The organism is Nitrospira sp. (assembly GCA_005116745.1).
Lineage (GTDB): Bacteria > Nitrospirota > Nitrospiria > Nitrospirales > Nitrospiraceae > Nitrospira_D.
This window is the reverse complement of record SWDS01000001.1, coordinates 147,721-168,826: the sequence shown is the minus strand read 5'-3', so window position 1 is coordinate 168,826 and position 21,106 is coordinate 147,721. Positions and strand designations below refer to the sequence as shown.

At 56.1% G+C, this 21,106-nt stretch carries 19 protein-coding genes and 1 tRNA gene; 6 read left to right on the top strand and 14 right to left on the bottom strand.

The window, feature by feature from the left end; all coding sequences use genetic code 11:
* Positions 1–34: 34 nt before the first annotated feature.
* The 5 genes from E8D52_00845 to E8D52_00825 form a co-directional block, all read right to left on the bottom strand.
* Positions 35–1,480, bottom strand: a complete 1,446-nt coding sequence (locus E8D52_00845; protein TKB70673.1) for an HlyD family efflux transporter periplasmic adaptor subunit — start codon at positions 1,478–1,480, stop codon at positions 35–37.
* 45 nt (positions 1,481–1,525) lie between these two features.
* The gene (locus tag E8D52_00840) at positions 1,526–3,202 is read right to left on the bottom strand and encodes an ATP-binding cassette domain-containing protein (protein TKB70672.1); all 1,677 of its coding nucleotides are present in this window, start codon (positions 3,200–3,202) and stop codon (positions 1,526–1,528) included.
* A gap of 129 nt (positions 3,203–3,331) precedes the next feature.
* Positions 3,332–4,921 carry a TolC family protein gene (locus E8D52_00835; GenBank protein ID TKB70671.1) on the bottom strand — a complete coding sequence of 530 codons (1,590 nt, stop codon included), beginning with the start codon at positions 4,919–4,921 and terminating at the stop codon, positions 3,332–3,334.
* A gap of 25 nt (positions 4,922–4,946) precedes the next feature.
* Positions 4,947–6,491: a TolC family protein gene (locus E8D52_00830; protein ID TKB70670.1), complete on the bottom strand. Its 1,545-nt coding sequence runs from the start codon at positions 6,489–6,491 to the stop codon at positions 4,947–4,949.
* Between the two features lie 23 nt (positions 6,492–6,514).
* Positions 6,515–8,092, bottom strand: a complete 1,578-nt coding sequence (locus E8D52_00825) for a TolC family protein (GenBank protein TKB70669.1) — start codon at positions 8,090–8,092, stop codon at positions 6,515–6,517.
* A gap of 119 nt (positions 8,093–8,211) precedes the next feature.
* Between E8D52_00825 and nhaR the strand changes: the two genes are divergently transcribed.
* Positions 8,212–9,111, top strand: coding sequence for a transcriptional activator NhaR (gene nhaR / locus E8D52_00820; GenBank protein TKB70668.1), 900 nt, complete (start codon positions 8,212–8,214; stop codon positions 9,109–9,111).
* A 93-nt stretch (positions 9,112–9,204) separates the two neighbouring features.
* Here the strand turns inward: nhaR and E8D52_00815 are convergent, their stop codons facing one another.
* From E8D52_00815 to E8D52_00780, 8 genes are all read right to left on the bottom strand, one after another.
* Complete coding sequence (locus tag E8D52_00815; protein TKB70921.1) at positions 9,205–9,906, bottom strand: pseudouridine synthase; 702 nt, start codon at positions 9,904–9,906, stop codon at positions 9,205–9,207.
* A 153-nt stretch (positions 9,907–10,059) separates the two neighbouring features.
* Positions 10,060–10,992 (bottom strand): agmatinase, encoded by a 933-nt coding sequence (gene speB, locus E8D52_00810; protein ID TKB70667.1) that lies wholly within the window; start codon positions 10,990–10,992, stop codon positions 10,060–10,062.
* 66 nt (positions 10,993–11,058) lie between these two features.
* Positions 11,059–11,628: an arginine decarboxylase, pyruvoyl-dependent gene (locus E8D52_00805; protein ID TKB70920.1), complete on the bottom strand. Its 570-nt coding sequence runs from the start codon at positions 11,626–11,628 to the stop codon at positions 11,059–11,061.
* 156 nt (positions 11,629–11,784) lie between these two features.
* Positions 11,785–13,239: an aldehyde dehydrogenase family protein gene (locus E8D52_00800; protein ID TKB70666.1), complete on the bottom strand. Its 1,455-nt coding sequence runs from the start codon at positions 13,237–13,239 to the stop codon at positions 11,785–11,787.
* 35 nt (positions 13,240–13,274) lie between these two features.
* On the bottom strand, positions 13,275–13,547 hold the full coding sequence (locus E8D52_00795) for a hypothetical protein (GenBank protein TKB70665.1): 273 nt from the start codon (positions 13,545–13,547) through the stop codon (positions 13,275–13,277).
* A 97-nt stretch (positions 13,548–13,644) separates the two neighbouring features.
* Complete coding sequence (locus E8D52_00790; protein TKB70664.1) at positions 13,645–14,286, bottom strand: DsbA family protein; 642 nt, start codon at positions 14,284–14,286, stop codon at positions 13,645–13,647.
* Entirely contained in the window at positions 14,283–15,389 is a 1,107-nt protein-coding gene (locus tag E8D52_00785) for a deoxyhypusine synthase (GenBank protein TKB70663.1), read from the bottom strand. Before E8D52_00785 ends, E8D52_00790 begins: the two co-directional genes overlap by 4 nt.
* Before the next feature lie 378 nt (positions 15,390–15,767).
* Positions 15,768–15,845 (bottom strand) — tRNA-Glu (locus E8D52_00780).
* 256 nt (positions 15,846–16,101) lie between these two features.
* Here E8D52_00780 and E8D52_00775 point away from each other — a divergent pair.
* The 5 genes from E8D52_00775 (at position 16,102) to E8D52_00755 (ending at position 20,415) form a co-directional block, all read left to right on the top strand.
* Positions 16,102–16,635 (top strand): hypothetical protein, encoded by a 534-nt coding sequence (locus tag E8D52_00775; GenBank protein ID TKB70662.1) that lies wholly within the window; start codon positions 16,102–16,104, stop codon positions 16,633–16,635.
* Positions 16,636–16,779: 144 nt separating this feature from the next.
* Positions 16,780–17,205: a hypothetical protein gene (locus E8D52_00770; GenBank protein TKB70661.1), complete on the top strand. Its 426-nt coding sequence runs from the start codon at positions 16,780–16,782 to the stop codon at positions 17,203–17,205.
* Between the two features lie 95 nt (positions 17,206–17,300).
* Positions 17,301–19,007 carry a glutamine--tRNA ligase/YqeY domain fusion protein gene (locus E8D52_00765; protein TKB70660.1) on the top strand — a complete coding sequence of 569 codons (1,707 nt, stop codon included), beginning with the start codon at positions 17,301–17,303 and terminating at the stop codon, positions 19,005–19,007.
* 9 nt (positions 19,008–19,016) lie between these two features.
* Positions 19,017–19,211 (top strand): DNA gyrase inhibitor YacG, encoded by a 195-nt coding sequence (gene yacG, locus E8D52_00760; protein TKB70659.1) that lies wholly within the window; start codon positions 19,017–19,019, stop codon positions 19,209–19,211.
* A 160-nt stretch (positions 19,212–19,371) separates the two neighbouring features.
* Positions 19,372–20,415 carry an NAD(P)-dependent alcohol dehydrogenase gene (locus tag E8D52_00755; protein ID TKB70658.1) on the top strand — a complete coding sequence of 348 codons (1,044 nt, stop codon included), beginning with the start codon at positions 19,372–19,374 and terminating at the stop codon, positions 20,413–20,415.
* 124 nt (positions 20,416–20,539) lie between these two features.
* On the opposite strand, the gene E8D52_00750 is transcribed toward E8D52_00755, so the two are convergent.
* Complete coding sequence (locus E8D52_00750; protein ID TKB70657.1) at positions 20,540–21,097, bottom strand: hypothetical protein; 558 nt, start codon at positions 21,095–21,097, stop codon at positions 20,540–20,542.
* Positions 21,098–21,106 lie beyond the last annotated feature (9 nt).

The window sequence follows — 21,106 nt, the reverse complement described above, 5'->3', positions numbered from 1 at the left end:
CTGACGTGCCGCACCATCGGTGCGGCACGATCGACTATTTACCGCCCGGGGCAGCCACCTTAGGCGCGAACATCTCAAACACACTGGGCTCCCGCTCCAGGTAGTCCGGTGGGAAGAAGTTAAATCGCCGCCACAGTTCATACCACAGAGGGACGCGATTCATGATCACCCAACCCAATACCTTGGTTCCCTGCCTCACCTGAGCCTGATCAGGCCATGGCTGAGAATCTTCTGGATCAGGAACGACCCAGAATCGGTAGTTCCCCTTTCCATCGTCAATCTGGTCAACCACCTTGATCACACCCCCGCGAGTGCCTGCCATCAACCCAGGCCAAGCCGGCAGTGGGATGGCCGGGACTCCGAAAAAGAGGATCCGAACCTTTCTCCCAGGCTTCAAAAGTGGGGAATCCAATCCTTCGGCCATCATTTCAATAGCTGGATCAGAGGCGACTGGAGAAATAGTGACCAGGTTTTCTCCCTGCTTGACTGTCTCATTGAGACCGACTTTAGCCATCTTGACGACCGTGCCATCCATCGGTGCATATAGCTTTGCGGCCTCAATACGTTGTTGAACTCCCTGTTGTTTATAGGAGATCTCAGCCAATGATTCAGTTGCTTTGGCAGCTTCCGCGACGGCGGAATCACGTGATGCAATGGCGTCCATCAGTTTCTGATGTACATCAGCTGACACTTGATCACGACCGAAGCTCAAAGCCGACCGAGACTGCTCGGCAGCCGACAAAGCGGCTTGTGCTGCCTGCAAACCGGCTTTGGTGCCGATCTCGGTCTGAATTGTGAGCTCAAGTTCGCGCTGGGAAACCAGTCCGTCCCGGACAAGCTGCCGATGACGGTCGACATTGAGTTGTGCCGTGTGCACATCGATCTTGTACTGCTCAACCTTCTGTTGAGCCTCACCCACCTTATTGTCTGCCTCCACTACGCGAGCTTCCGCCGAGGGCACGGCAGCCTGCACCAACTTTTTCATCTCGCCAATTCTTTTTGTCAGCTGATCAGCCCTGGACATAGCTGCCTGGCGCGTTTGTTCCAACGCTACCTTGCGCTGTTCGAAGAGGGGGAGGATCTCGGGCGCCATAAAGGTTGGATCGTAATCTTCCAACTCGCCGACAAGTTCGCCCTTTTTGACTTTGACACCCTCATAAATATGCCAGGCTTTGACGCGGCCTGTAATCCGAGACTCAATCTGCTGTGGCCGGTCATATGGCGTATAGGCGGACACTTTTCCAGACGCCTGGATCGTTTGTGTCCAGGGTACGAATTCAAGGATGATCAGAAAAAGTAAGAGGATCGTCAGAATAGCGCGAGAAGCCGTGAACATTCCGCGAGGAATTTGTACTGCCTCCCAGCATGGCATCTTGGCCAATGCCGACCCCTGATCGATGGTGATCGCCTCTAAGCCGACCCCTCGCCGGACCAGCGCACGTTCTCCACTGTTTTCCAGACCGCGACCTAGGCTAGCCATGGAGCCTCCATTAATTTACCGGTGTTGATTTGCCGTGCCAATCGTTTACGAATGAGCATGATGTAGCATGATGCGACGATCCGCATGATCCGTAAGATTGGGATCCGTCGACACGAAGATCACGGACCAGGCTTCATCTTTCGAGCACAGCCGACGCAAGATACGCTCACGCAACGACGGCTCGAATGAGTGAATGAGGCCATCAAATATCAGAACTTGCGGACGTCCCAAAATGGCTCTAGCCAGGAGGATCTGCACAATGTGCGTCGGCGAAAGGGATTCTCCCAGCGAAAAGACATCGGACTTGACTCCGCGTGGCAAGCCTTCGACGTCTTCTTCAAGTTCGACGAAACGGAGGGCCCAGTTGAGGTCGTCATACGTGACATAGGAACGTCCCATCACGATATTTTCTTCGACCGTTCCCTTCACCAACGACAATTGAGAGTCGATCATGACACTGCGGCATTGGTTGATGGCATTGCCGTCAATATACCGGAGGTCGACCCCATTGTACTGAACGACGCCATTCGTTGGAACTTCCAGGCCACCCAATACTCTGGCCAGAGCTGTTTTGGCCCCCGTGCTCCGAGCGTAGATACCGAGCTTCTCACCAGGCGCAACATCCAGGTTGAAGCCATCGAATACCGACACCCCACTATGAACCAAACTGACCCCTTTGCAGGTAACCCGAACTCCTTGAGCCAAATGCTTGGGCAACGCCACCGTTGATTCAGTTGTGACCTGATCTTGCTCCTGACTAAAGACCTCATCAAGGTGGGTCAGGGAGGCGAAGAAATAGTATACAAACCCCATGTTCTTGATTAAGGAGTCGAAATTGATGACGAGTGCGCTCACGACCGCTTGAACGGCGACTAACTGCCCTAGAGTCAACTGCCCTGATGCCATGAGTGAGGCGGCGATACCAAGCGCTCCGGCTTGTGCGATGGCTTGTCCACCCACGGATCCAATATATTGCCGCACGAGCACCGCAAACCTTGCCTTTCGAGCTTCAACATACCGACCGACAAGCTCGTTTGTTTTGTGCATGAGAAACGGGCGGCTGTCAGTGGCCTTCAGCTGCAGTGCATTGTTTGAAACCTCTTGAACAAAATTGAAGACGTCGTATTTCGCATGAGACATGGCGAGGGTCTTCTTGAGGGCACCACGGGACAGCACGAAGAACGTGATGCCAAACCCAGCCATGAGCACAAGGTTGTACATGAGAAAATAGGGATGATAGACGACCAGCACAACCATGCCAACCGTACCACCCACCACGACATTGATCAGGTCGATCAGCAGCGTGGACAGAGCACGTTGCATGAAGACCGTTTCCATAAAGTAGTTCGCAATTTCAGGCCGTGCACCTTTAAAGCGATTCCGAGGAAGCTGGTCCACCATCGCAACCGTGACTCGTGCAAAGATGCGGCGTTGCACGACATCCACTGCGTAGAAGTGGAACGTCTTGAACAGGCCGACAAACAACAGCACCGATAGCATAATGCCGGTCAACGTCCAGATCATGACCGGCTGAACCGCATAGGAAAAGGTGCTGACCAATTCCTGCACGGTCAACGGGATGATAAGAGAAAAGAACCCGACGGCCAGCGCATAAGAAAAAATCAAACTCATGATTTTTTTCTCAGCCTTCATGGCCACGGACAGCTGCTTCATCAGCGCTTCGAACAGCCCCTTGGAACCTTCGCCCTGAGGTTCTTTCATGACCACCCCCAGTAATAAGTCAAAATGTGAATCATCGGCCCCTTATCCCCCTACGAAACTAGATCATGTTCGAGACTTTATTTCCAATCCACCGAACGAACTATCTACTACTACCAACCTATACACACTTTAGTCACGTCCAAGTAGTTTACGGCCTGAGGCTCCTGCTGCCTGTAACGGATCACCATATTTGGCAAGTACCTTCTCACCCACTGGTTTCGCCAGCGCCCCTCTTGCATACAACATCCCACCACGGGACACTACATAGTCGGCTTGGGCCCGGTAGAGTTCATAGGATGCCTCAACGACGTTGCGTTCACGCATGTTGACAAAGAGAATGCTGGTCGCCCCCATATTGAATCGAGCTCGTTCACCCTCTTCCAATGTCTTTGCCAAGCGTAACGCTTCCGTTGCAGCCCTCACTCGGTCTCTGGCCCGCACTTGGGCCGAAAGCCAGTTGTCCACGTCAATCTGAACCTCACGCTCTGTGTAGGCCTGCTTATAGGCCAACCGAGCCTGCTCAGCCTCCGCATGAAGAACCTTCCCTCGGGCTGCCCGATTGTACAAGGGCATACTGAAGAGAGCATTCATATGGTAGGCGAACCCTCCGAAAAAGTAGATACCGCCCGTCACCGGCCCCCCCGAAATCGTGAGCTTTGGAAGTAGCTTATTCTTCGCCAATTTCAGTTCAACATTGTTCAATTTGGCTTCAATGTAGAGATTGCGCACTTCTGGACGATCCTCCGTGGCTTCCACCTTGAAGGCCGCCACATCCTCTTCGCTCGGCAACGGCGTTTCCCCCTGAAACTCTGGGGCCCATTCAGGTCTCGGTGTCACCGGATCTCCGTCCTCCCAGAGAAAGAGTGCCAGCTTATACTGTTCGTACTCAACCTTCCGTTGCGCGGCAATAGCCGCCTCCCGACGCCGCTGAACTTCTTCTTTGGCTTCGACCACGTCGATCGGAGCCACCGCGCCAGCTTTGGATCTGCCTTCCACCATGCGATAGCGCTCCTCCGCGACCCCCAGCGCACGCCTCACTACATCGGCCTGCTTGACGGCGACCTGCCAATCCCAGTATTGCACAGCCCCGGCGAGATAAAGATCTTGCCGTTTCTGGGCCACCTTTACCTCGGCTTGCGGCCCGGCGAGCTCCGCCTGTTGAAACTCCGCATACTCTTCGTTGACCATGAATCCTTGCAGGAGATTAAAGGCTCCGCCGATGATCAACATTTGCTGCGGATAGAAACCTTGCAGATCTTGCGGGATCGCCACCCCTGGACTCACAACACGTTGGAGCCTGACACCATCGAAGCCACCGAGAGTACTTCTATCCCCAAGGCCGCTACGGATCCCGCCGTAGATTTCCCAGCCCCATGGGTGCCCAACCTTGAGCATGGTATCGTTATAGCCAGCGATCAAGATATTCGGGCCAACAACGTTCGTCAGATTATACGTTTGATACCGGTCGACCTCGAGCTCGTTCCGAAACTTCGGCTCCCACGCAGCCAACGCCTTCAGGACTTTCGCCCGAGCCTGTGCCCGCTCGAGCCCGGTGGCCCTGAGCAGCGGATGGGTCAACTCAATCCTAGCCAGCACTTCCTCAATGGTTAGAGGAGCCGTGCGGGAAGACTGAGCCTTTAATACGCTGGAATCATGAATCGGTTCCGCCAGTGCGGTCGCCGGCACCATCATCAACGAGAACAGCAATAGAAGGATCAAGGAAGGATGCTCCTTTGTTGCTGAATTAATCGCGGCCCGGTTGTTTAAACCCGTACGCGCCTGCCGCCGTCAGGGGGTTCCCGTACTTGGCCAATTCGCTTTCAGGCCATGGCTTCGCCAAGGCACCCGTGGCGTACAACATGCCTCCACGCGAGACGGCGTAGTCGGCTTGCGCCCGATACAGCTTGTACGCTGATTCCACCACGTTGCGCTCACGGAGGTTCACAAAGAGGACTGTGCTCGCGCCCATATTGAACCGGGTCCGCTCGCCTTCCTCCAGCGTCTTCGCCAACCGTAGGGCTTCCGTCGCTGCCTTTACCCGGTCTCTGGCCCGCACTTGGGCCGAAAGCCAATTATCCACGTCAATACTGACTTGTTGCTCGGTGTACAGCTGTTTGAAGGCCAATTGTTGCTGGTCCGCCTCCGCATACATGACCTTCCCACGCCCTTCTCGCTGGAAGAGCGGCATCGCGAACTTGGTTTCGAACCCATAGCCGACTCCCATCAGCCAGTCCGCAGCAGCATCCATTCGCCCCCCCTTAAAATCAAACTGTGGGAGGAGGTAGTTCTTGGCGAGCTTGAGATCGATATTGTTCTTTTTGGCTTCGATGTAGAGGTCCCGCACTTCCGGCCGATCTTCTTTCGCCGCTACTTTGTTCGCAGCAATCTGCTCTCCGGTCGGGAGCGGCGTTTCACCCTGGAATTCCGGTGCCCATTCCGGGCGCGGCGTCACTGGCTCGCCGTTCTCCCAGAGATAGAGAGACAGTTTGTACTGCTCATACTCTATCTTCCGTTGCGCGTAGATGGCGGCCTCTCGCCTGCCCTGCACTTCTTGACTGGCCTCAATGACATCGAGCGGCGCCACCTTTCCACCCTTGGCCATTCCTTGGATCTGGACCAAGCGTTCTTCGGCCACCGCCAACACGCGCTTCACCATTTCACCCTGCTTCACGGCCGCTTGCCAATCCCAGTACTGCACAGCCCCGGCGAGATAGAGATCCTGTCGTTTCTGCGCCACCGCGATCTCCGCCTGCGGCCCTGCGAGTTCGGCCTTTTGAAACTCCGCGTACTCGTCGTTGACCATGAGGCCACGCAGCAGCTTGCCCGACCCAGCGAAGATCATTTGCTGCTGAGGATAGAAGAGCAGGACATCAGGGATCTTTGCATGGACGTGTTGCGTATACTGATCCCCAATACCGTTGCGGATTCCACCAGCGACCCGAAAGCCCCAGGGATGCCCGACCTCAAGCTTGGTATCGTTAAATCCCCCGGTATTCTGATCAACAGTACTCAGGAAATTAAAGGTCTGGAAACGAGCGGCCTCTGTAATGTTTTTAAGCGTCGGTTCCCAGGCTCCGAGGGCCTTCAGGATCTTTGCTCTGGCCTGCATCCGTTCAACGCCAGCCGCCCGAAGCAGCGGATGCGTCAACTCAATACGGGCCAGTACTTCGCTGATGGTTAGGGGCTCGGTGCGGGCGGACTGCGCTTTCAATGCGCTGGAATCGTGCACCGGTTCCGCCAGTACCGTCACGGGAAGCAAGATCAGAATCACGAGTAAGAGAGCGGCCATTGCAGGATGCTCCTTGTGCCGGATTAATCGCGGCCCGGTTGTTTGTAGCCGTTCATGCCTGCCGCCGTCAGCGGATTCCCATACTTCGTCAAGGACTCCGTTGGCCAGGGCTTCGACAACAGGCCCCTAGCCCACAGCATGCCTCCACGCGCTACGGCGTAGTCGGCCTGCGCCCGATAGAGCTGATACGCTGATTCCACCACATTGCGCTCACGGAGGTTGACGAACAGCACGGTGGTCGACCCCATATTGAACCGGGTCCGCTCGCCTTCTTCCAGAGTCTTGGCCAACCGCAATGCTTCCGTCGACGCCACCACCCGGTCTCGGGCGCGCACTTGGGCCGACAGCCAGTTATCCACGTCGAGGTTAACTTGTTGTTCTGTATATCGCTGTTTCAACATCAATTGTTGCTGTCCCACTTCCGCGGCCATAACCTTCCCACGCCCTTCCCGCTGGAACAGCGGCATCTCAGCGTGCAGGCCGACCCGATACCCGATTCCCACAATCCAGTCCGTGGCGCCGTCGGTCGGCCCCCCTTCAAGATTCAACTTCGGGAGCAGTTTGTTCTTGCCGAGCTTAATGTCGATATTGTTCATCTTGGCTTCGATGTAGAGGTCCCGCACTTCCGGCCGATCTTCTTTCGCCTCCACTTTATAGGCCGCAACTTCGGCGCTGGTCGGGAGTGGCGTTTCGCCCTGGAATTCCGGCGCCCATTCAGGTCGTGGCGTCACAGGCTCGCCGTTCTCCCAGAGATAGAGAGACAGTTTGTACTGTTCATACTCCACATTCCGTTGGGCGTAGATGGCGGCCTCTCGCCGCTTCTGCACCTCTTGGTTCACCTCAATCACATCGAGCGGCGAGACCTTCCCGCTCTTAGCCAACCCTTCGACCTGGACCAGACGGTCTTCGGCCACGGCCAAGGCGCGCTTCACAATCTCGGCTTGTTTAACGGCAACCTGCCAATCCCAGTACTGCACGGCTCCGGCGAGATAGAGATCTTGTCGCTTCTGCGCTACCTTGATCTCCGCTTGCGGAGCCGCGAGTTCGGCCTGTTGAAATTCGGCATACTCTTCGTTGATCATGAGGCCGCGCAGCAGCTCGAACGACCCACCGACGATGAATTGCTGCTGAGCATAGAAGGCCTGTAGATCAGGGATAATAGCAATAGTACCTTGATTGCCGCGATCTCCATAGCCACTGCGCAACCCGCCCTGGACGCGGAAGCCCCAGGGATGCCCAACCTCAAGCTTGGTGTCGGCAAATCCCCCATTGTGCGTGTCAAATATCGTGGGAGACGTCGTGAGATTCCACGTCTGAAAACGTTGGGTCCTTGTAGTGTTCTTGAACGTCGGTTCCCAGGCCGCGAGCGCCTTGAGGATTTTCGCCCGGGCCCTCGCTCGCTCGGCTCCTGCCGCCTGAAGCAAAGGATGCGTCAACTCGATGCGAGCCAGTACTTCACCGATGCTCAGTGGAGCAGTGCGAGTCGACTGCGCTTTCAATGCGCTGGAATCATGAGTCGGTTCCGCCAGTGCGGCCATTGGCAGGAGAGTTATAAGGGCCAATACCAGAGCGATCATAAAGGATGCTCCTCTCGTATACATTCGGCGGACGGCGCCAACACTAACAACCTCCCCTTCTTTTTTAAAAATAGATAAAGCGGATTGGAGATATCGGTAATTTCTATGTATAGTGGAGCCTCCAACGTACCAAAGAGGGCCGCATGGATTGGTTGAATTACCATCATCTCTTGTATTTCTGGTCTGTCGCGAAGCACGGCACCATGACGAAAGCGTGCGAAGAACTCCGCTTGGCTCAACCCACGATCAGCGGACAGATCGGACAGTTGGAAAATACCTTGGGCGAAAAGTTGTTCATCCGAACAGGGCGACGGCTGGCGTTGACGGAGATGGGACATCTGGTGTTCAAGTACGCCGAAGACATCTTTTCGACCGGGCAGGAGCTGATGAATACGGTCAAAGGGCAGGTGAATGGGCATCCTGCCCGACTGGTCGTCGGCATCGCAGACGCCGTTCCAAAACCGCTGGCGACCCAACTCCTCAAGTCGGCTCTGAAACTGTACCGACCAACCCGTTTGATCTGCCAAGAAGACAAACTACTCCAACTCTTGACCGATCTGACGGCCCATCGATTGGATCTCGTGATCGCTGACACACCACCCCCATCAACCATCAAGGAGCACGCCTACAGCCATCCCTTGGGTGAATCAGGAGTCACGTTGTTTGCAACGGCGAAGCTGACGGCACAATATCGTCGAGAATTTCCGCAGTCATTAACCAGCGCCCCCTTGCTCCTCCCAACACCCAACGCCGTGCTTCGACGACTGCTCGACCAATGGCTGGTCAACCATGGGCTGCGGCCCAACATTGTGGGAGAGTTCGACGACAGCGCAACCTTGAAGGCGTTCGGCCAGGACGGATATGGCATCTTCCCCGGCGCGTCGGTGATCGAAAAGGAGATCTGCCGCCAATACCGAGTGCAGGTGCTCGGACGGCTTGATGGGCTCAAGCAACATTTCTATGCGATCACGGTGGAGCGACGGCTGAAGCACCCGGCCGTTCTTGCTCTCGTCCGGACCGCCCGGCAGGAGTTGCTGAGTTAGCGGCTCTTCCCCTGACCGGAACGGCCCTCATCCCCAGCGCAGTGTGCAGACATCATTCCCTCACTCGCACGCTCACCACAACCCAGAGCAGCCTCAGCCAGAACCCCGCCCAACCGCCGCGAACAACGGCTCCCGCTCTTCACTCGTGAGCTCTTTCCACTCCCCGGCCCTCAACCCTATCACCGTAATGTGCATGATCCTCGTCCGGTGCAGCGTGATCACACGATAGCCAAGCACGTGACACATGCGCCTGATCTGCCGGTTCCGTCCCTCGGTCAGGATGATGCGAAACTGATCACGCCCGACGCGCGTCATCCGACAAGGCCTCGTGATGCGTCCGAGAATGACGACTCCGCAGGCCATGCGATCCAGGAATGCTTGGTCGAACGGACGATCGACCTGCACGAGGTACTCCCGTTCATGTCCGAATTCGGCGCGGAGAATCTCGTTCACGATGTTCCCATCGTTCGTCAGCAAGATGAGGCCGGATGAATCCTTATCCAGCCGTCCGATGGGAAAAATCCGTTCCGGGTGTCCGATTTCCGCAATGATGTTGCGGGCGACATGCGATTCGCTCGTGGTCGTCACGCCGACCGGCTTGTGATACTTGATATAGAGGTTCGGCTTCCCCCACGGAATGACACGGCCCGCTCGGGCAACAACGTCGCTTGTCTCGACCTGGTCACCGAGTGTGGCGACCCGGCCATTGATCGTGACGACGCCCGACTCAATTAGCCGGTCTGCTTCACGTCGGGAACAGATCCCATGTTCCGTGAAAAACTTATTGATGCGAATGGTGTGAGCCACAGGAAATTAGTCTCGCCGCCGGATACTCAAACAGGCTGTCAGCAAGGCCGCAGCAAGCGAAGGCGCGAGTCGTACGGTTCGATGTACGTCGAGCGTCTGAGCGAGGCGAGAACGATGCGGGCGGCCTGTTTCAGTATCCGGCTAGTGGACGCGACGACCGGCCTTGATCCGTCCGAGCATGCGATAGATCAACCGTGCAATGGAAAATTGCGGCGCCACGAATCCTTCGATGGGAGCGATCTCGCTGACATCCATCCCGACGATGCCAGGCCCGTTGGCCAGCGCGGTGATGAGGCTGATAGTCTCGTACCACCCGAGACCACCCGGCTCAGGAGTACCTAAAGCGGGCATGATGGACGCATCCAGCCCATCACAGTCGAATGTGAGGTACACAGGCGTTCGGCAGGCCGCGACCACATCTGGTATCCAGTTCGATGCTTTGCCTTCGTACGGACCGGATGGATCAAGGATCGTCGCCGCAAAAAATGTCTTGATCCGATCCGTGGCGTCGATACGAGCGACCTCTTCCCGGCTGATCGATCGGATGCCTACCTGCACCAGTGGTAATCCATCGTCCACGACCCGCGCCATGACACTGGCATGGCTGAACGGATTACCTTGATAGGCCTCCCGTAGGTCTCCATGGGCATCAATCTGCACCACGGTCATCTGCGGATATCGCTTCGCATGGGCCCGGATCGCTCCCAAGGCGCCGGTGTGCTCACCCGTCAGCGTGATGAGAAACCGTCCGATTCCAACATGCGGGGAAACAAACGCTTCAATGGCGTCGACGGCTGCGCGGTCGACGCTCCCCTTGAGATCGAGCGGTGAAGCCGTCGCGATTCCGCCCCATTCTCGGAACGGTTCAGTCCCGAGTTGTTCGTCGTAGAATTCAACCTGAGACGAGGCTTCCAAAATGGCGGAGGGGCCATGGTCCGATCCGCGGATATAGCTGGAGGTGTGCTCGTAGGGAGCAGGCAACACGTAGACACCCGCGTGGTCCGGATGACACCAGGGTTCATCAACGCCAAGGAAGTTGTGGTCGGGCCCCTCCCAACCAACTGGAAGCGTCATGGGTATGCTTCTCTTGGCGAAACCAATGGCTGAAGCGGTATGAATGCTGCCAAGACCGATACGCCCCTACCTGCGAGACCGGGTGGGCACATTTTCCGGTGGGATGAAGACCGCCAATGCAATGACCGTCGTCCACTTCCCCTTCTTCCCGACAGCCGACTGGGTGATATTCTGGGTCTTGACGATTTTCCCACCCATCTTGAATACTTGTTCACGCTCTTTCCACGCCACATTCGGATCGAACTCGACGCCTAACGTCGTCGCCAGCATCTGTGCCGCGAGATCTTCCGTATATTCTCCGGTCTCCTCGTCCGTCTCACCATGGGCATGGTGCTCGGAGAGATAGCCATACGTGCCGAGGTCGGTGGGCTTCGCAAGACCGACGGAGGCTGACACCAGCTGATTGCGTTCGTTGGTTTCGGATCGGGCCATGACACAAAACGTAATCTCTCCAGGCTTCAACAGTTGCTCCCCACGCTTTCTGGGAACCACCTTGCAATGGGGCGGAAGAATGGACGACACGCTGACGAGGTTGCAGTAGGCCACACCGGCACTGCGCAGCGCTTCCTCGAAGGAGGTCAGCTTTTCCTTGTGGACCCCCACTCCTCTCGTTAAAAACATATGCTTCGGTACCATCATCTCCCCTTTCGTCTGGTAATCGGCCTGTCTGGTTATTCGGAGGTTGTTTGGTGGCGTATTTCCAATCCGCTAGCCAGACAAACAAACCGGACCAGATCAACTGCAACATCGGGCGTTTGTTGTAGCAAGATTGGACTGGCTTCGCAATATCTTCTAGGCACTTTTTTCAGGTAATTTAGGGGGGTCTTTTAAATTCAAGATGAGCATGCGCGGCTCGGTCATATCTTCGATCGCGGCACGCACGCCTTCGCGGCCCAAGCCGGAGTCTTTCACCCCGCCGTAGGGCATATGATCTGCCCGAAACGTGGGAATCTCATTCGCCAAGACCGCACCGACTTCCAGATGCCGAAAGGCGTAAAAAATCTTGTTGATATCCTGCGTGAACAGACCGGCCTGCAATCCATAGTCCGATTGATTGAGCAGCGCCACGGCTTCGCTGAGCTGACGATACGGCGTCACGGTCACAACCGGCCCGAACACCTCCCGACACGAGACTTTCATATCGGGCTTCACATTGGACAACACCGTCGCTTCGATGAGCGAGCCCCTCCGCTTTCCTCCCAACAACACGCGCGCGCCCTCCGCAACCGCTTCCCCGATCCAGCCTTCCACACGCTGAGCAGTCGCATGATCGATGAGAGGACCGACGGTGGTCGTTTCATCGGCAGGATCTCCCACCTTCAATCGAGCGACATACATGAGCAACTTGGTCGTAAACACATCGGCGACCGAATGATGCACATACACCCGCTGTACGGAAATGCACGTCTGACCGGCATACCCAAATCCGCCCGCCGCGCAACGCTGGGCCGCCAGTTCAAGGTCGGCATCGGGCTCGATGATCACACCGGCGTTCCCGCCAAGTTCGAGCGTGACTTTTTTCTTCCCACATTTTGCCTTCAGCATCCATCCCACCGAGGCACTTCCGGTGAAACTCAGCAACGTGAATCGCGGATCGACCACCATCCGCTCGGCAAGGGCATTGTCGCAAGGCACCACGTTGAGCCCACCTGGAGGAAGTCCTGCTTCGAGCGCGATCTCTCCGAGGAGCAACGCCGTCAACGGAGTTTGAGGCGCCGGCTTGATCAGAATTGGATTCCCAGCGGCGAGCGCCGGCGCCACTTTGTGCGCCACGAGGTTCAGCGGAAAATTGAAGGGCGTAATGCCAAGAATCGGGCCGATTGGAAATCGGCGGAGCATGCCAAGGTGCGTATCGGAGCCGGGTGTCCAATCCAGCGGGACCACCTCTCCGGGAATGCGACGTGCCTCTTCGGCGGCGACCGTGAAGACTTGGATTGCCCGGCTGACTTCCCGCTTCGCATCGGTGATCGGCTTACCGGCCTCCGCCGTGATGGTCTGCGCGATCTCATCTCGCCGTCGATAGAGCAGGGCCGCGATCTGCTGGAGCAGATTATATCTGGCATGCGCCGGCAGCTGACCCATGGTGGTCGCCGCACTGCACGTAGACGCGATGGCCTCCTCGACATCCGATTCCGTCGCTTGGGTGACCTGGGCGACGAGTTTTCCGGTGAACGGATCAACGACCGGGGCCAAGCGCTCGCCTGACTTCCATTGGCCATGCACGAGGAACGGACGGGATGTTTGCACTGGAGGACTCGCTGGAGTCTGTGACGAGGTTGGTGTTAGTCCACGGCTTCAACCGACGCAGCGGATTCAGCGACAGGTTGAGCAACCATGGCTGCGTCTTGTGCGGCAACCGCCTTGCCGATCAGTTCTTCCGTGCCCCAATCGCGAATCGACTCCAAGGTAAAACCCTCGTAGGTCGATACCCCGTGACACGACGGACAGTCCGGCATCGGAACTTTTCTATGGAAGACTTCGGTCAGGCACGACATACAAACCCAGAAGTCGTCAGCGCGATGGGAAACGGGCCAGAACGATTGTATTGAATCCATAGAGGTACCCTACCTTTATTGTCGAAGAGGACTATCGTACCTGCGTGCGGATGTCAACAGCACGCGCAAAGATCCACGCGGCTCCGGCGCAGTTCAGCTATTTTTTCTCACCCGCCAGAAGCCGATCGATTTCCTCTGCGAACTTCTCGAATGGGAAAGCTCCAGGGATCGCGATCGCCGGCTCTTTGTCCGTCGGCTCACTGGCCGTTCGCACAAGGATAAACCCAGGAGTTCCGTGAAACCCCCATTGGTTGGCCTCCTGACGATCTTCAAAAATCGCCTTTGTATACCGCCCCTCGCTCACGCACCGTTCAAACGCAGGCTGATCCAAACTAAGCGCCACAGCATGGCGAAGATAGACGTGCTTGCCCAATTGGCCCCCTTCGGCAAACAATCGATCATGCATCGCCCAATACTGCCCTTGTACCCCAGCACATCGGGCAGCCATCGCGGCATCGACCCCGGAACCTTGATCCCCGCGTGGAAAATCGCGGTAGATAAATCGAACTTTCCCCGTGTCGACATAACGCGCTTGAATCCGTGGCCACGTCTGTTTGAAAAATTTCACACAATACCCGCATGTGAAATCACTATATTCGATCAAGGTCACAGGTGCGTTGGCTTGCCCCCTGATCCGCACGTCGGTTTCAGGTGAAGGCCCGGCCAGGACCGAGGAGGACCACAGAAGAACACCGCACACGAACAGCTGAACCGATCGTCGATCTACCACTCGATTCATGGGCGACGCACCGCGCCAGCCTTCTTTCGCTCAAGAATCCCCATCATCAACAAAGGCCAGACAACCGTGGCATCGCTTAAGACTTCAGCAAATCGCCCACCGTCTTTGGGAGTCACAAATTTTCCCCAAGACAGCCCCTCTTGATACGTACAGCCGCTGAGCCCTCCCCAGTAATCCGGTTCAGGACAAATTCGCACCCCGTAATGAAATCGAGGCGGCTTCACGTTCAGACCCAACCGGAGATTACTGATTTCAATGTATGGGCCCACCTGTTGCGCCCAATTCCGAGGAACCCCTCCACCGATCGTGAAAATTCCAAGTCGTTTAGCGGAAAGGACATGGTCGGCATAGCTGTTGAGATCGAGGTAAGGATTGAACAAAGGACACGATTGATGGATCGCTCGTAAAATGTCCAGATCTCTCCCGGGCTCGACCTGCGATCGGGCTCGATCAACCTCCCGAGCCATCGCCCAGGTTCCCATGTCCAGCCCCACTTCCGAATCAGTGAACGCCGGGATATAGACCGGCACCTTTTTCAAATAGGCGCTTTTCAAAATTCCGTCGCTGTCTATCTCCTCCGCCAGCGTCTTCCCAATCTCTCTTGTGATGACAGCCGACGACAGTGGCTGATCTTGATCGAGGCGCTTCAATGTTTGCGCGACAACGTGCTCGACATAATTCAAATTCGATTCCATCTCAAGCGTGTCGTAGACGCGATTGTACCCTTTTCGAAAAAGCTCTTCGTCACTCATCGCAGGATCGTGGCGATAATGTGTCTTGCCGACCGACTCAGTGAGCCCATGCGCCATCAAAGCCCCGGTCGAAATGATGCATTGCACCATGCCTTCATCGATCATCTTCGTGATGATCTTCCCCATCTTGGCAATTGTCATCGCACCGGACAAGGTCATTACCACATGGCAGTCAGGGTCCTCGATCATCTCCCACAGCACATCGAACGCGTGGCCGAGATGCCGTCCTCCGAACGCGGTCTTGCCCATGGCTTCGAGCAGGCCGCTGAACGAGGTAATCTTGTCTGGGTCCAGCGGCTCGAGCGCTTCTAAGCCGTCTTTTGCACCGTCACGAAATTCACGTGCATACATAGCGATCCTCTAAAGAAATTCACAAACGCTTTCGTTATACACAACCTCGAATAGGAGCGTCAATGAAAGGTTGGCTGGCTCAGTCTGTTCTCACAAGCTTGCAGGACATGCATGTTCAGTCTCTCTGAATTCGGAACGTGAAATGAATTGTCCCGCTGCATCAGCAATTAGTGGATGGGCAACGGGCGCGAAGGACGGCATCCTAACCGAGCCGCTGGAGGCCCTTATCCAGCCGCCGTCAAGTTCGATACCACGATAAAGAGGTTTCCGCACACACGAGCGAGATTCGGAGAAGGGCACAACTACTCGAGATGCTTAGCCAGTCGTCGCAGTTGCGATGCTTCTTTCAAAATGGACCGGCTCTCACGAAGTGCGGTGTGGTGGTCCCAACGGGATTCGAACCCGTGTTTAAGCCTTGAGAGGGCTCCGTCCTAGGCCAGGCTAGACGATGGGACCATCCGGGAACTGTCCGAACGCTGAACCGTAGCATAAGCGGTTTTCTGTTTGCAACGAAGCGCCACTCGTTGAGCAAGAGCTTTTGAGAGCGTCCATTCGGGCCTACTGCACATGGCCATAATATGCCCAGGTCCTCGCGTCGCATACCCTTGACAGATCTACGCAAAAAGCCTAGCCTCCCGAATGTTTTGGTAACACTCCCTGTGGGGTCTGCGAAGCTCCACAGGACCTGGAATAACTGTGACTTGAGGCTCACATGGATGATCCGGCGGCGTTCCGCAGGACCGAATCCTTTGGTCGTACGGCACCGGCGGGAGTACTCTCCAGGCCAGGACTCGAACTGCGGATCGGATCCAACATTTTTCGTCGCACCAACGGTGTGGTCACGATTCATGGGAAAGAGCAACTCGTCATTGAAGCCAAGTCAGAGCAAGGCCTACTTCTCGCCACGCTCGATCTGTATAACGAGCACGGCACCCGCATCGCGCACCTACGTCGAAACATCATCACGTTGAATGACCGCGGACAGTTCGCCGTCGATGTCCGGCTCGGACAAGGTCTGTCGCCGTCCGACATGCCCTCTGTTCGTCTGAGAGATTTACAATCTGGCCACCTCGTGTTCGAGGCACGAATGGCATCGGACTCCAGAGTCGACCTCATCTGCGGAAGATTGCACTCGCATAAGGGCATACCGGTTGAAATCACCTCTCACTACTGCCGGATCGGCTCCCAGGCAACCCTGTTTCAGGAAATCATCGAAGCCCAAGGTGGCCCAGCCGTCCTCGGTTGATGCAATTGTCATCCACTCACCTCATCGACTCATACATACCGTTCATGCTTCCAGCCCTCCCCTTGGACACAACGTCCTCTGCCTATTTGTGCGGAAAAGTGGGAACCGTTGTACCCTTCCTCACGTTTTTCATAGAATGTCCCTATGACCGATATCCCCACACCCACCGTCCAAGCATTTCTCGTCTGCGACCAAGTCATCGAAGACAGTTTCACAAAAAAGAAAAGCTTGATCGGAATTTTCACACATCTGCAGACAGCTGCCTTCCCCTTCCAGCATCAGCAAATGGGCCTCTATTTCTGCCTCACCGATGCGGAAGGCCTGTACCATTTTGACATTGAGTTGACCTACCTCAACTCCGAACAACTCATCTGCCGGGCCGCGCTTCCCAACATCGAGATCAGCGATCGTCTTCAGATTTCTGACTTCGGGATCAACATTCCGCTATTAATCTTTCCCGCACCTGGTCGGTATGAATTCCGCTTGCGAATGGATGGGCATCTCATCGCCCAAAAGGACTTCCATGTCATGCAGGCATCAGACCGCTCCACCCCAGAACCTTCTGCTTAGCCGTCCCCCCATTCCTCCCGTCGGCCCGTCTATGGTAGAACTCCTTTCTGGAATTGACTCACAATGACCAGGCTAAACCGTTCCCTCAAAAGTTCATGAGCATACCAGAGTCCTCCCATTCATCGAATTTCATTCGGGATCTTGTGGCGACCGATCGTGCCGCCGGTAAACATGATGGACGGGTCGTCACGCGATTTCCCCCTGAACCCAATGGGTACCTCCATATCGGGCATGCTAAGTCCATCGCCCTCAATTTCGGGATTGCACAGAACACCCCCGGCGGGATGTGCCACCTGAGATTCGACGACACCAATCCAACGACTGAAGACCCTGAATATGTCCAAGCCATTCAGGAAGACGTCCGATGGTTGGGAGTTGATTGGCACGACAAGATATTCTACGCCTCGGACTATTTTGACCAACTCTACGCGTTCGCCGTGACCTTGATCAGGAAAGGGAAGGCCTACGTTGATAGTCACACGGCCGATGAAATCCGTGTGTACCGCGGCACCCTGACCGAACCAGGGCGCGAGAGTCCCTTTCGAACTCGGTCCATCGAAGACAACCTGGATCTGTTCGCGCGCATGCGAGCGGGAGCGTTTGCCGACGGGGTGCATGTCTTACGCGCAAAGATCGATATGGGCTCGCCCAACATTAATCTACGGGACCCGATTCTGTATCGCATCCGACATGCCACGCATTATCGGACCGGCACCGCGTGGGGCATCTATCCCGCGTATGATTTCGCGCACCCGTTGTCCGACGCCATCGAGGGCATCACCCATTCCCTTTGCACCCTCGAATTTGAAGACCACCGCCCCTTGTACGATTGGGTCATTGCTGAAACCAATGCTCTCCATCGTCCACAGCAGATCGAATTCGCCAGACTGAATCTCACCTCCACGGTGATGAGCAAGCGGAAGCTGCTCGAATTGGTCCAGAAGCAACTCGTGACCGGCTGGGATGATCCGCGCCTCCCCACCTTGAAAGGCCTCCGCCGACGAGGCGTGACGCCTGAAGCGATCCGGGCCTTTTGCGAGCACATTGGTGTGTCCAAGCGGGACGCCATCGTCGAGATGCAGCTGCTCGAACACTTCATCCGAGAGGACTTGAACAAACGGTCACCACGCGTGATGGCGGTGCTCCGACCGTTAAAAGTGGTGATCGACAACTATCCGGAAGGCGTTGTTGAAGAACTTGATGCCGTGAATAACCCTGAAGATGCTGCCGCTGGAACTCGGAAGGTTCCCTTCTCACGGACGCTCTACATCGAACAAGACGATTTCCGTGAGGATCCACCAAAACAGTTCTACCGCCTGGCGCCTGGCCGCGAGGTCCGGCTGCGCTATGGATACATCATCAAGTGTGTAAGCGCGACCAAGGACTCTCAAACCGGTGCGATCACCGAACTGCATTGCACCTACGATGCGGAGACCAGAAGCGGATCGTCGCAGGAACAGCGTAAGGTGAAAGCCACTATTCATTGGGTGTCGGCGCCACATGCAGCCCGAGCAGCCATCCGGCTCTATCACCCGCTTTTTCTTCCTGACCAGGCTAAGCTTCCGGCTGATCAGGACTGGACTCGCTCCTTGAATCCTCAATCACTTGAACTCCTCAGCGGCTGTGTGGTTGAGCCAAGCCTCCGGTCAGCCGCACCCGGGTCCCGTTTCCAATTCGAACGGCAGGGATACTTTTGCGTGGACCCCGATTCCTCATCCGAGACACTCATTTTCAACCGGACCGTCTCGCTCAAGGATGCCTGGGCCAAGATCGAGAAAACCCAGCAAGCCCCTCAGCGCTAAACGATTTTCATGCTGTGCCCGACCTGTCGCCAACCAACCACCTGGGAAGAAAACACCTGGCGCCCATTCTGTTCTGAACGCTGTCAGGTCACGGACTTAGGAACATGGGCCGCAGAACTGTACCGCATTCCCGGTTCGCCACTCACCTCGGACACCGGTATGTCTGAATCGACCGACGACGGCAAGGTGAACGACTGCACCTAAATACACCCCCTCCAATTCCACCTTATCCCCGCAGTCCAACGTCACCCAAATGAACCGCTGCTATCGGTGACACCAACAATAGGCTGCCTTTGCTGTTGGCAAGTCCCGTTGAACTTGCTAAGGTCGTATTGTCTACTTACCTCCTGAAGGAGAACATTCCATGCTTGCGACTAACGGCTACGCGGCGATGGCCGCTAAAGAGAGCCTACAACCTTTTTCCTTCGAACGACGCGAAGTCGGCCCCCAGGACATCCTGATCACGATCTCGCACTGCGGCATCTGCCACTCAGATATCCACCAGGCCCGTGACGAGTGGGGCATCTCCCTCTTCCCAATGGTACCAGGACACGAGATCGTCGGAACCGTGGCGCAAGTCGGCACCGCAGTGACAGCCTTCAAGGTTGGTGATCGAGCCGGCGTCGGCTGCTTCGTGGATTCCTGCCGAACGTGCACGTCTTGCCGTGAAGGTCTAGAGCAATACTGCGACCGCGGAACACTCTGGACCTACAGTGGCCAGGATAAAGCTGGCCAGATTACTCAGGGCGGTTACTCGACCCAGATCGTCGTGGACGAGAACTATGTCCTCCGAATTCCCACGACACTCTCCCCAGCGGGAGCGGCCCCGCTGCTCTGCGCCGGCATTACGACCTACTCGCCCCTGCGCCAATGGGGTGTCGGGCGTTATCACAAACTGGCCGTCGTCGGCCTCGGTGGGCTTGGCCATATGGCGGTGAAGATTGCCAGGGCGATGGGAACCGAGGTCACGGTATTAAGCACATCGGAGAAAAAACGGGAGGACGCGAAACGGCTGGGCGCGGCGAACTTTGTCGTCACATCAGATCCTCAGGCCTTTACCAAACTCCAGGGGTACTTCCACTACATCCTCGACACAGTCTCGGCTCCACACGATTACAACGCCTATTTGAACCTCCTGAAGACGGACGGCACTATGATTCTCGTGGGTGCACCAGAAACGCCCACTCCCGTTGAGGCCTTCTCCCTCATTTTCAAACGGAGGCGTTTGGCCGGCTCGCTCATCGGCGGGATCAAGGAAACGCAAAAAATGCTCGACTTCTGCGCGCAACATCAGATCGAGTCGGATGTGGAGGTGATTCCGATCCAACAGGTCAACGAAGCCTACGAACGAGTACTCCGAGGCGATGTGAAGTTTCGATTTGTGATCGACATGGCGTCACTGAAGTAATCACCGACAGCAAACCAAGCAGCTACTCGGCAGGCTATGCTGTAGCCCGTTTTCTGAACTTCCACGCGCCACTTGGCCGGTAATCCAGACAGGACTGTGGAGAGTTTCTGTCATCGGCGTTTTATCAAATTGATGTCGGGTCATCCTCCAGAGCTTCGACAGTGAACATGAACCGAACGATTTCGTTAAGCTTTGTCCGGCTGGGGCCATTCAAGCTCTCACCGTATCGGGGGTCGTAGTGCCTGCAATAGTCTGCCGCCAGCTTGTAGCCGTGCGACGGCGACTGATCGTGCCAGAGGTACAGGCTTAACGCTTCCTCTACCAGCAGCAGGTTCCAGTTGTGAACGATGCGTACTGATCCCCACTGCTGGCTTTTATATTCATTTTGAAAGTCCCGCAAACGGTCGTGCAACCGCTGTGCCGCCTGGCGGTTCAGCTTTGGTGTTATCTCCTCCAAATCGGACAGCAAGGTGCGCGCTTCCAGGAACAATGTCGCAGCCGCTCCACTCGTTTTGCCCCTGCGAGAAACAGCCCTTCCGGCGGCCCAGAGAGCAAAGGCTGACAGCCGCTCCGGACGCGCAAACCACTTCTTCAACACCGTCAGTCGTGTCAGATTTGCCTGACCATGCTCGTCAATCTCGTCGATGATTTTCAGCAGCTGTTCAGGAACGTTCGTTCGCATGACAGAATA

Coding starts and splice junctions, on each gene's coding strand:
- E8D52_00845 (TKB70673.1), bottom strand. CDS start 1,480: ATGGCTAGCCTAGGTCGCGGTCTGGAAAACAGTGGAGAACGTGCGCTG.
- E8D52_00795 (TKB70665.1), bottom strand. CDS start 13,547: ATGGATTCAATACAATCGTTCTGGCCCGTTTCCCATCGCGCTGACGAC.
- E8D52_00765 (TKB70660.1), top strand. CDS start 17,301: ATGAGCATACCAGAGTCCTCCCATTCATCGAATTTCATTCGGGATCTT.
- E8D52_00770 (TKB70661.1), top strand. CDS start 16,780: ATGACCGATATCCCCACACCCACCGTCCAAGCATTTCTCGTCTGCGAC.
- nhaR (TKB70668.1), top strand. CDS start 8,212: ATGGATTGGTTGAATTACCATCATCTCTTGTATTTCTGGTCTGTCGCG.
- speB (TKB70667.1), bottom strand. CDS start 10,992: ATGACGCTTCCAGTTGGTTGGGAGGGGCCCGACCACAACTTCCTTGGC.
- E8D52_00755 (TKB70658.1), top strand. CDS start 19,372: ATGCTTGCGACTAACGGCTACGCGGCGATGGCCGCTAAAGAGAGCCTA.
- E8D52_00830 (TKB70670.1), bottom strand. CDS start 6,491: ATGGCCGCTCTCTTACTCGTGATTCTGATCTTGCTTCCCGTGACGGTA.
- E8D52_00825 (TKB70669.1), bottom strand. CDS start 8,092: ATGTATACGAGAGGAGCATCCTTTATGATCGCTCTGGTATTGGCCCTT.
- E8D52_00790 (TKB70664.1), bottom strand. CDS start 14,286: ATGAATCGAGTGGTAGATCGACGATCGGTTCAGCTGTTCGTGTGCGGT.
- E8D52_00805 (TKB70920.1), bottom strand. CDS start 11,628: ATGGTACCGAAGCATATGTTTTTAACGAGAGGAGTGGGGGTCCACAAG.
- E8D52_00750 (TKB70657.1), bottom strand. CDS start 21,097: ATGCGAACGAACGTTCCTGAACAGCTGCTGAAAATCATCGACGAGATT.
- E8D52_00840 (TKB70672.1), bottom strand. CDS start 3,202: ATGAAAGAACCTCAGGGCGAAGGTTCCAAGGGGCTGTTCGAAGCGCTG.
- yacG (TKB70659.1), top strand. CDS start 19,017: ATGCTGTGCCCGACCTGTCGCCAACCAACCACCTGGGAAGAAAACACC.
- E8D52_00785 (TKB70663.1), bottom strand. CDS start 15,389: ATGTATGCACGTGAATTTCGTGACGGTGCAAAAGACGGCTTAGAAGCG.
- E8D52_00775 (TKB70662.1), top strand. CDS start 16,102: ATGGATGATCCGGCGGCGTTCCGCAGGACCGAATCCTTTGGTCGTACG.